Source organism: Halochromatium sp., from assembly GCF_054919635.1.
On record NZ_JBUDPI010000426.1, the window covers coordinates 1 to 2,816 of the forward strand.

General features: G+C 61.4%; 2 protein-coding genes. Both read right to left on the reverse strand.

Translation table 11 applies throughout. The features are described from left to right. Positions 1 to 1,459: hypothetical protein (locus ACY693_RS17740; RefSeq protein ID WP_462323136.1), on the reverse strand; the 1,459-nt coding region annotated here is incomplete at its 3' end. Between the two features lie 192 nt (positions 1,460 to 1,651). After that, entirely contained in the window at positions 1,652 to 2,734 is a 1,083-nt protein-coding gene (locus ACY693_RS17745; protein WP_462323137.1) for a helix-turn-helix domain-containing protein, read from the reverse strand. Between the last annotated feature and the right edge of the window lie 82 nt (positions 2,735 to 2,816).

Here is a 2,816-nt window from a genome sequence, read left to right on the forward strand (position 1 = left end):
GGGGTGCTTTCAGTCGCGTCGTTGGCGTGATCGCCAGCGGGATGCGCTCCAGCGAGACCTGCAGCACATCGGCCGAGTTACCGGTGTTGCGCCCGCCGAGATAGCTGCCGCGATTGGCCTGCTGGCTGGGGTACAGGATGATCTCGGGATCACCGTCGGCGATGCCCAGATACAGCTGCCACTGACGCGCGAACTGGCCGGGCGCCGGGGTGAGGTTGCTGTACTGAGCGCACGCGATGGCGTCGAGGTCGAGGGCAACGTCGCTGATCAGCTGGTGGCCTGCTGATGTGAACCGGTAGGTCTTGGCGTCGTAGGACCAGCTCCCAGATTTGCCTGATGCATCGGGGTCCAGCAGCCCGCCTTTGGGCTGCAGGCCTCCATCGATGGCCGGTTGGTGATCGACATAGGGGTCGAGACCCTGGCCTCGCATGCGGGCGATCAGATCGACCGGGGCGCCGATCTTGGCCATCTCGCCGAGTACTTGCCAGGTGACCAGGGATGAGCTCGGGGTGGCTTGATCCTGCTGAGCAGTCGGCGCCTGGGGCGCGCTGTCGTCTGGCTTCAGCGGCACCTGTGCCGCCACTTCAGCGTCGTTGCCCTTGGCCATGACCCAATCGATAAATGCACCCGGGTCGGCAGCATAGGCCACAGCATCGCTGAGCAGGTAGGCGGGCGGGAGCTGCAGCTGCTGGAGCTGCCCAAGGAAGCGGGCCAGGTTGAATCCACGCGCCGCCAGCAACTGGTTGAACGCCTGCTCGTTGAGCATCAGCGCGTCGAGCAAGGCTTCGAAATCGCCCTCGACGGTGTCGAGGTCATCGAAGAACGGCTGCGCATCGAAGGTCTCCCAGAACTCGACGTAGTCAGGAGGCGTTAGGCCGGAGTGGAGCACGTCCAGAAGCACCTCGGAGAGGCCGTTCTGGTCGAGATCGCGCACCTGGGCTTCGACATCGTCAAGGCCAACGCTGGTATAGGCCGCATGCAGCTGCTCGAAGGCGGCTTGATATTGGGCGATCGTCGCGACTTCGGTGCTTTCCTGGTACACGCCTGGCAGGCTCGGCAGCGCGGAATCGAGTCCGCCGACGCTGATCGCAACCTGCTCGAGCAGCACCTCTTCTTGGACGGCACTTGCGGGTAGATTGGCAAGATCCGCCTGCGGCAATGGCAGGCCCGCGTGGGCGACTCTAAGCGCGACAAGCGAGCCTGCGCCCTTCGTCGGCTCAGTGGTGAGCTGAGCGCCGTCGATGCCGACGTAGACGTACTCCATCACGTCCAACACCTTGCCGTTCTCATTGGTGAGCAGCATGAGCTCACGCTCGCCGATCTGAGGCTGGGTGCCGGTATCGCTCGCGGTTGGCGCCTCGGATTCAGCCATCGAGAAGCTGCCCAAACTCAATCCGAGAAACGTGGCGCAGACCCACAAGGTGGCCCGGGCGATGAGGGTCTGATCTGTGCGCTTCATGGATTGCCTCTGAGTCTGATCGAGGAGCGGCAGCTCGGGAGCTAACGCAGTCCGTGTCGATGCTACCATCCGATCTGATCAACCAATTGACTCACCGTCCCACTGCGGTTGACTCAGCGTCCCATTGCGCTTGTTTTTCAGGTCTTAGCCGTTGCGATTCGGGTACTCGAGGTCGCGCTAGGCGAGCTCTAATCAGGAGAGCGAGAGGCCTTGGATGAGGTGGCGAATGGCGGTGGGATACTTCGTCGACCTCGGTTCCGAGCGACTGCCCGAGCTCGGCTTGGGCAGCTCGGTGCGCATCCGGCCAGGCGGCATGCCGAAGCGGGCGCGAAACGCCCGACTAAAATGGGCCTCGCTGTTGAAGCCAGTGTCAAAGGCGATTGCGCCAATCGAATGGCTCCGAAACAGCGGCGAGAGCAGCATGTCTCGGCTGCGCAGCAGTCTTCGGTCTCTGAGATAGCTCGCAACACCATTCCAGGGCGCGAACAGTCGGTAGAGCTGGGTTCGGGAGATCCGAAACCGTTGCGCAAGCTGCTCGACGTCGAAGGGCTCAGCCAGATGCTGCTCGATATAGCTGCGGATCGCCTCGCCCATCGCCTGGCTCACCTCTGGCTCTAGCTCCTGACAGACCCGATCCTCGATCGATAGCCATTCTTGAAGCAAGCCCATGGTTCCGTGAACAGCGGTGTCGGCTTGTGCAAGGCTCATTTCCGGCAACTTTCGCCAGAGGCTGAAAAGGTGCTCTGCGAATAGGCTTACCAGTGGGTCGCTGCTGCTGATCTTTTTCGCGTGCAGTTTCTCGAGACGCGGTGAGATGCTGTCTTTGATGGCGTGGGGAATGACAAGCGTCAGGTTGGTAAAGTCGGTGAGGCGACTGTGGATTGGCTGCTCCGTATCGATGATCAGCATATCGCCCGACACTAGTTCCGTGTCTGCATTGATCAGTCCACCACCGCAATGAAAGTATTGGATCAGAATCAGGCCGAGCTGGTCGGCGGCAATTCGCCGCTGCGAGCGAGAAAAGACCTGGGACGGCGCCTGAGTGAGGCCGAGCGCGTTGCCGTTTAGGTCAGCGGCGGCGATGACGGTCCGCTGGTCATCATGCGGGGAAACGTTATCGAGCGCGGAGACATCGAATAGAGCCCCGATGTTCTCGCGCCAGGCATCGTATCGCCAGTCTGGGTCCAATTCTCCTGAATCAAAATGGACCAGAGAGATCGGCTGATGCTGCTGGGATGTCGACGCTTGACGTGCTGGACGGTGCCCGGTCTCCATGAAGGGTGTGACTCCTTCTGGCTAAGGTGTTGTTTTGCAGGCTACCGGGTCAAGTATAGATCCATATGCCGCGTGTTTACCC